At 70.9% G+C, this 7,534-nt stretch carries 6 protein-coding genes; 2 read left to right on the forward strand and 4 right to left on the reverse strand.

Annotated elements, in window-relative coordinates; genetic code table 11:
• Window positions 1-73: 73 nt before the first annotated feature.
• Entirely contained in the window at window positions 74-475 is a 402-nt protein-coding gene (locus AXW62_RS22900) for a hypothetical protein (protein WP_060946173.1), read from the forward strand.
• 21 nt (window positions 476-496) lie between these two features.
• On the opposite strand, the gene AXW62_RS22905 is transcribed toward AXW62_RS22900, so the two are convergent.
• The 4 genes from AXW62_RS22905 to ctaC form a co-directional block, all read right to left on the reverse strand.
• Window positions 497-1,744, reverse strand: a complete 1,248-nt coding sequence (locus AXW62_RS22905) for a L,D-transpeptidase (RefSeq protein WP_060946168.1) — start codon at window positions 1,742-1,744, stop codon at window positions 497-499.
• A 249-nt stretch (window positions 1,745-1,993) separates the two neighbouring features.
• Window positions 1,994-2,392, reverse strand: a complete 399-nt coding sequence (locus tag AXW62_RS22910; protein WP_030831446.1) for a cytochrome c oxidase subunit 4 — start codon at window positions 2,390-2,392, stop codon at window positions 1,994-1,996.
• Window positions 2,389-4,131 (reverse strand): aa3-type cytochrome oxidase subunit I, encoded by a 1,743-nt coding sequence (gene ctaD / locus AXW62_RS22915; RefSeq protein ID WP_060946169.1) that lies wholly within the window; start codon window positions 4,129-4,131, stop codon window positions 2,389-2,391. Before ctaD ends, AXW62_RS22910 begins: the two co-directional genes overlap by 4 nt.
• On the reverse strand, window positions 4,128-5,090 hold the full coding sequence (ctaC, locus tag AXW62_RS22920; RefSeq protein ID WP_060946170.1) for an aa3-type cytochrome oxidase subunit II: 963 nt from the start codon (window positions 5,088-5,090) through the stop codon (window positions 4,128-4,130). The genes ctaD and ctaC overlap by 4 nt, the downstream gene beginning before the upstream one ends.
• A 481-nt stretch (window positions 5,091-5,571) precedes the next feature.
• On the opposite strand from ctaC, the gene AXW62_RS22925 reads away from it, so the two are divergent.
• Window positions 5,572-6,999, forward strand: coding sequence for a cysteine desulfurase/sulfurtransferase TusA family protein (locus AXW62_RS22925; RefSeq protein WP_060946171.1), 1,428 nt, complete (start codon window positions 5,572-5,574; stop codon window positions 6,997-6,999).
• Window positions 7,000-7,534: the final 535 nt, after the last annotated feature.

The raw sequence follows: 7,534 nt of genomic DNA on the forward strand, positions 1-7,534 counted from the left end.
CTCCGGACGGCTGTACGGGAGTAGCATCCGCCACAGGAGCCCGGCAGATCACTTACTTCGCCCGGAGGTCATGATGCGGCCGACCGCAACGGTGCTGGTCTACAGCGACGACGCGAGCACCCGCGAACAGGTGCGCCTGGCGGCCGGGCGCCGGCCCGCCGCCGATCTGCCACCGGTGGAGTTCCTGGAGTGCGCCACCCTCCCGGCCGTGCTCACGGCGCTGGAGGAGGGCGGCGTCGACGTCTGTGTGCTCGACGGTGAGGCGGTGCCCGCGGGCGGGATGGGCGTCTGCCGGCAGATCAAGGACGAGATCTTCCAGTGCCCGCCGGTGCTGCTGCTCATCGGCCGCCCGCAGGACGCCTGGCTGGCCACCTGGAGCCGCGCGGAGGCCGCGGTGGCGCATCCGGTGGACCCGGTGGCCCTGGCGGACGCGCTGGCCGGGCTGCTCCGCAAGCGGCTCGCCGTGGGCGCCTGACCTCACCGCCGTCACCGCCCCTCACACCTGGGGCCGGAGCCGGGCGGAGTCGGCGGAGCTGCCCTCGGGCTGCCCCGCGGCGACGGCACTGCCCTTGCGCCAGTCGGCCCAGGCCAGGTTCCAGTCGCCGTAGCCGTTGCCGAACGGCGCCATGTCCTCTCCATTGCTGTTGACGACCTCGACGATGTCGCCCACGCGCACGGTGTTGTAGAACCACTCGGCGTTCGCCGTGCTCATGCCCGTGCAGCCGTGGCTGACGTTGGCGTAGCCCTGCGAGCCGGTGGACCAGGGCGCGGCGTGGACGTACTCACCGCTGTTGGTGACCCGGGTGGCCCAGTAGACCATCAGGTCGTAGGAGCCGGCGCCGAGTCCGATGCTGGCGCCCGTCATCCGCACGGCGGATTCCTTGGCCAGGATCACCTTGATGCCGTTTCTGGTGTCGAAACCGGGCATACCGGTAGTAATCGGGATGGTGCGGATCGGCACGCCGTTCCGCTTCACCGTCATCTGGTGGGTGCCGGAGTCGGTGAGGGCCTCGATGCGGTCGCCGGTGGTCAGCCGCAGCGGCTTGGCCTCGCCGCCGTAGAGCCCGCCGCCGATCCGGATGCCCTTGAGGTTGGAGTGCACCGTGATGGTGGCGTGGGCGGGCCAGTACTCCTTCGGACGGTAGTGCAGGTTGCGGCTGTCCACCCAGTGCCAGACACCCTCCACCGCGGGCCGTGAGTCCACCTTCAGGGCGCGCTCGATGAGGGCACGGGCCGAGGGGTCCTTCACGGGCCGGCTGAGCCGGGCCGTGACGGGCTGCCCCACCCCGTACTCCCCCGCCTTGGGGCCGAAGGTGACCTTCAGCAGCCGGTGGGCGGAGTTGGTGGTGAAGTCGACGGTGCGGCGGCCGGGTGCGCCGTTGGAATCCTCCGTGGAGACCTTCAGCGTGTAGTGCGCCCCCGCGGCCAGCGGTACGGTGCTGCGCCAGCGCTTGCCGTCGTCGGTCAGCTCACCCCGGACGTAGCGGCCCGCGGCGTCGGTGGCGGTGACATCCGTGATCCGGCCGTCGTCGCCCTTGGCCTTCACTTCGAGTGGCTTGTCCGGATCGGCCTTGCGGCCGTCACCGTCACCGCTGAACGAGATCTGGTCGGCGGCGTCGTACGGCTTGGCGGACAGGGGGTCGGGAGAGCCCCCGCATCCGCTCAGACCCGCTATCAGCGGCGCCACCAGCAGGGCGCAGGTGAGCGCCGCCCGGCTTCGGAGTGATCGAGGTGTGTGGCTCATGGACTCAACGTACGAACGGCGTCCGTGAACGGCGCGCGGAGTGAGGCAGCGGGGTGAACCACCAGGGCCGCGGCCGGGCCGGGCGCGAAACGCCGGGCCGGGCGCGAAACGCCGAGCGGGCAAACGCCGAGCGGGCAAACGCCGAGCGGGCAAACGCCGAGCGGGCAAACGCCGAGCGGGCAAACGCCGAGCGGGGCCCGGACACCTGGGGAGGTGTCCGGGCCCCGCTCGCGTCAGCCGGTCAGCCGGCTACTGGTTGGCGTTCTCGCCGCGGTAGTACTCGAAGACCCAGCCGAAGAGACCGATCATGAGGATCGGGGCCGAGAAGAAGAGCAGCCACCAGCCGAAGACCACGCCCAGGAAGGCCAGGGCGCCGCCGATGGCCAGGGAGAGCGGCTGCCAGCTGTGCGGGGAGAAGAACCCCAGCTCGCCGGCGTCGTCCGCGACATCCGCGTCCTTGTTGTCCTGCGCTCCGACGTCCACCCGGCGCGCGGTGAACGCCAGGTAGTAGCCGATCATGATGCTCAGCCCGAAGGCCAGGAAGAGCGCCGTGGTGCCGGCCGGCTCCTTCGACCACACGCCATAGACGATCGCCATGACGAGCATGAAGACGGCCAGCCAGATGAACATCCGGCCTTGGACCTTCACTTGCCGGCCTCCTTACCACCCGCGAGGGCCTTGTCATCGTCAGGCGCACCGTGGTTCTCGAGCTGGTCGAGCGCCGCGATCTCCGGGTGGTGCAGGTCGAACGCCGGGGATTCGGAACGGATCCGCGGCAGGGTGAGGAAGTTGTGCCGCGGGGGCGGGCAGGAGGTCGCCCACTCCAGCGAGCGTCCGTAGCCCCAGGGGTCGTCGACCTCGACCTTCTTGCCGTACTTGGCGGTCTTCCAGACGTTGTAGAGGAACGGCAGGATCGACAGGCCCAGCAGGAAGGAGCTGATGGTCGAGATCGTGTTCAGCGTGGTGATGCCGTCGGCCGCCAGGTAGTCGGCGTACCGGCGGGGCATACCCTCGGCGCCCAGCCAGTGCTGCACCAGGAAGGTGCCGTGGAAGCCGATGAACAGCGTCCAGAAGGTGATCTTGCCGAGCCGCTCGTCCAGCATCTTGCCGGTGAACTTCGGCCACCAGAAGTGGAATCCGGCGAACATCGCGAAGACCACGGTGCCGAAGACCACGTAGTGGAAGTGGGCCACCACGAAGTACGAGTCGGAGACGTGGAAGTCCATCGGCGGGGACGCCAGGATCACACCGGTCAGACCGCCGAAGGTGAAGGTGATCAGGAAGCCGATCGCCCAGAGCATCGGGGTCTCGAAACTCAGCGATCCCTTCCACATCGTGCCGATCCAGTTGAAGAACTTGATACCGGTCGGCACCGCGATGAGGAACGTCATGAACGAGAAGAACGGCAACAGCACACCGCCGGTGACATACATGTGGTGGGCCCACACCGTCACCGAGAGACCGGCGATCGAAATGGTCGCGGCGATCAGGGAGATGTAACCGAACATCGGCTTCCGGGAAAAGACCGGAATGACCTCGGAGATGATGCCGAAGAACGGCAGCGCGATGATGTACACCTCTGGATGGCCGAAGAACCAGAAGAGGTGCTGCCACAGCAGCGCGCCGCCATTGGCCGCGTCGAAGACATGGGCCCCGAATTTACGGTCCGCCTCCAGCGCGAACAGCGCGGCGGCCAGCACCGGGAAGGCGAGCAGGACCAGCACCGCGGTCAGCAGCACGTTCCAGGTGAAGATCGGCATCCGGAACATCGTCATGCCCGGAGCGCGCATGCAGATGATCGTGGTGATGAAGTTGACCGCACCGAGGATCGTGCCGAAGCCGGAGAGGGCCAGACCCATGATCCACATGTCCGCGCCCACACCCGGCGAACGGACCGCGTCCGACAGCGGGGAGTAGGCGAACCAGCCGAAGTCGGCCGCGCCCTGCGGAGTAAGGAAGCCACCCACCGCGATCAGCGAGCCGAAGAGGTACAGCCAGTACGCGAACATGTTCAGCCGCGGGAACGCCACATCGGGCGCACCGATCTGCAGCGGCATGATCCAGTTCGTGAATCCCGCGAACAGCGGGGTGGCGAACATCAGCAGCATGATCGTGCCATGCATGGTGAACGCCTGGTTGAACTGCTCGTTCGACATGATCTGCGTACCCGGCCGGGCCAGCTCGGCGCGCATGAGGAGCGCCATGAGGCCGCCGATGCAGAAGAACGCGAACGACGTGACGAGGTAGAGGGTACCGATCGTCTTGTGGTCCGTGGTGGTCAGCCACTTGACGACGAGATTGCCCGGCTGCTTCCGGCGTACCGGCGACTGCCGCTCATGCGAGGCGGCGGTGTCGGCGGCACCCTGGGGTTCGTTGAGGATGCTCACGATGTCTTGGTCTCCGCGTTCTTGGCGGCGTCCGTCTGCGCAATGCCCGCCGGGATGTAGCCGGTCTGGCCCTTCTTCGCCAGATCCTTGAGGTGCTGCTGGTAACGCTCCGGCGACACGACCTTGACATTGAAGAGCATCCGGGAGTGGTCGACGCCGCACAGTTCGGCGCACTTGCCCCTGAAGGTGCCCTCGCGGTTCGGGGTGACCTCGAAGCGGTTGGTGTGGCCCGGGATGACGTCCATCTTCATCAGGAAGGGGATCACCCAGAACGAGTGGATGACATCGCGGGAGGTCAGGATGAACTGGACCGACTCGCCCTTGGGCAGCCACAGGGTCGGGCCCGGGTTGCCGTTCTGCGGGTTCCGCTCACCGGGGGTGCCGACCTCGTAGACGCCCTCGGCGCCCTTGGGGACCGCGCTGAGCATGCGCTTGGGGATCGCGGAGATCTCCTTGGCGGTCTTCTGCGGAGTCGCGGGGTTCCCGTCCACGTTCTCCATGTAGTTGAAGCCCCAGCTCCACTGGTAGCCCACCACGTTGATCACGTGGTCGGGCTTCTTGGAGGTCTTGAGGAGCGCGTTCTCATCGCGTGCGGTGAAGTAGAACAGCACCGAGACGATGATGATCGGGACCACGGTGTACAGCGCCTCGATCGGCATGTTGTACCGGGTCTGCGCGGGAACCTCGATCTTGGTCCTGCTGCGGCGGTGGAAGATGACCGCCCAGATGATCAGGCCCCAGACCAGCACGCCCGTAGCGAGCGCTGCCGCCCACGAGCCCTGCCACAGGGAGAGGATCCGCGGCGCCTCCTCCGTGACGGGGGTAGGCATTCCGAGGCGGGGGAAGTCCTTCGATGTGCAACCGGTGGCGGTCGCCAGGACCAAGCCCGCGGCCAGCGCCTGCAGCAGCTTCCGCCGCACCGGGCGCCGCGACGAGCGGTCGGAGCCGTTGGGACTCACGTAGCGCCTTCCCGAGAGTCTCGCCCGCGCGGTCGGCCGCGGCCGTCTGTCTGGTCGGTCGCCGGCCCGGTGCGGGCAGGGGTTTGGATGTTTATGCGGACCAAACCCTACTGGACGCCATTTGGGGTCGCGCGGGGAGGGTGCCCAACGCGCCGGGGCGCTCCTCGAAGGGATGGAATCCCGGGCTCCGGTGGCGTTTTCCGGCCCGGGTTCCGGCTTGGCTTCGGGCTCGGCTTCCGGCACGGCCGACCCCGGCTCCGGGCCCGGGGAGCGCTCCGGTGGCGTTGGCCGGCTCGGCTTCCGGCACGGTTTCGGGCTCGGCTTCCGGCTCGGCCCGACCCCGGCTCCCGGCCCGAGGAGCGCTCCGGCGGCGTTGCCCGGCCCGGCTTCGGGCACGGCTTCCGGCACGGCCCGACCCCGGCTCCCGGCCCGGGGAGCCGGGCCCGTCCGTCCGGCGGTCGCGGCGACTAGCGTTCGGTATGTGCCCTACTTCGACGCGGCCTCGTCCGCTCCCCTGCACCCCGTCGCCCGGCAGGCGCTCCTCGCCGCCCTCGACGAGGGGTGGGCCGACCCCGCGCGCCTCTACCGGGAGGGGCGCCGCGCCCGGCTACTGCTGGACGCGGCGCGGGAGGCGGCGGCCGAGGCCGTCGGCTGCCGCCCCGACGAACTCGTCTTCACTCCTTCGGGGACACGCGCCGTGCACGACGGCATCGCGGGGGCGCTCGCGGGCCGGCGGCGCGCCGGGCGCCGTCTGATCGTCTCCGCCGTGGAGCACTCCTCGGTGCTGCACGCGGCGGACGCGCACGAGGCGGACGGCGGCACGGTCACCGAGGTTCCGGTGGACCGTACCGGACGGGTCGCGCCGGACGCGTACGCGGCGGCCCTGCGGGAGGCGCCGGACGGGGTGGCGCTGGCCTGTCTGCAGTCCGCCAACCATGAGGTGGGCACCGTGCAGCCGACCACCGAGGTGGCCGAGGAGTGCGCGGCGGCGGACGTACCGCTGCTGGTGGACGCGGCGCAGTCGCTCGGCTGGGGCCGCACGGAGGGCAATTGGTCGCTTCTGACGGCAAGTGCCCACAAATGGGGCGGTCCTGCGGGGGTGGGGCTGCTCGTGGTGCGCAAGGGGGTGCGCTTCCGTACGGCACCGCCCGCCGACGAGCGGGAATCGGGCCGCTCCCCCGGGTTCGAGAACCTCCCCGCCATCGTCGCCGCCGCCGCCTCGCTGCGGGCCGTCCAGGCGGAGGCCACCGCCGAGGCGGAGCGGCTGCGGGGGCTGGTGGACCGGATCCGGGCGCGGGTGCCGGAGCTGGTACCGGAGGTCGAGGTGGTCGGCGATCCGGAGCGGCGGTTGCCGCATCTGGTGACCTTCTCCTGTCTCTATGTCGATGGAGAGGCACTCCTCCACGAGCTGGACCGGGCGGAGTTCTCGGTCTCCTCCGGCTCCTCCTGCACCTCGTCCACGCTGACCCCGAGCCATGTGCTGCGGGCCATGGGGGTGCTGTCCGAGGGCAATGTCCGGGTCTCGCTTCCGCGTGGTACGGCCGGGGCGGAGGTGGACCGTTTCCTCGAGGTGCTGCCGGGGGTGGTGGCGCGGGTGCGCGACCGCCTGGGCGCGCCGCGGCGGGCCGAAGCCGCCGCCGGCCGGGACCGCGGGCCCTGCCCCGAGCCCGAGTCGGGGCCCGAGCCCGAGCTGGTGGTCGATTCGCTCGGCAAGCGGTGCCCGATCCCGGTCATCGAGCTGGCCAAGGTGATCGGCGAGGTACCGGTGGGCGGTGTGGTGACGGTGCTGTCCGACGACGAGGCGGCCCGGCTGGACATTCCGGCCTGGTGCGAGATGCGGGGCCAGACGTACGTGGGCGAGCGGGCCGCCGAGCGGGGCGTGGCCTACCGGGTCCGCCGCCGCGCCTAGAGGCGATGCCGGTGTCTCGGGCCCCGGCCAGTCCCTGGGCCGCCGGTCCGGCGGGGCCCGGACCGGCGGCCCAGGGACTGGCGGGGTCAGGAGCGAGCCCGGGACCGGCAAGGCCCACGGACCGGCGGGGCCTACCGTCCGGCCGGGACCAGCGGCAAGGCCCAGAAACCGGCGGCACCCAGGGGACGGCGGGCCAGTCGACCGGCGGGGCCAAGGGACCGGCGGCCCCCAGGCGGCCCCCAGACATCAGCGGGGCCCAGCGACCGGCAGGCCCCATCGGCGGGGCCCCGGGACCGGCAACCCCCTGCGCGCCCGGCGAGGTCAAGAGCGAGCCCGGGACCGGCCGGGGCCACGGACCGGCCGGGGCCACGGACCGGCCGGGGCCACGGACCGGCCGGGGCCACGGACCGGCCGGGGCCACGGACCGGCCGGGGCCAGCGGCGAGCCCCAGGGACCGCCGGGCCCCACGCACCGCCGGGTCCAAGGGGCGGGGGGCCCCGGGGGGCCGGGGGGGGGGGGGGGGGGGGGGGGGGGG

It is taken from the genome of Streptomyces hygroscopicus subsp. hygroscopicus (genome assembly GCF_001553455.1).
GTDB lineage: Bacteria > Actinomycetota > Actinomycetes > Streptomycetales > Streptomycetaceae > Streptomyces > Streptomyces hygroscopicus.

What these genes read in the sequence shown, in the direction of transcription:
- AXW62_RS22900 (WP_060946173.1), top strand. Translation starts at nt 74, where the DNA reads ATGCGGCCGACCGCAACGGTGCTGGTCTACAGCGACGACGCGAGCACC.
- AXW62_RS22905 (WP_060946168.1), bottom strand. Translation starts at nt 1,744, where the DNA reads ATGAGCCACACACCTCGATCACTCCGAAGCCGGGCGGCGCTCACCTGC.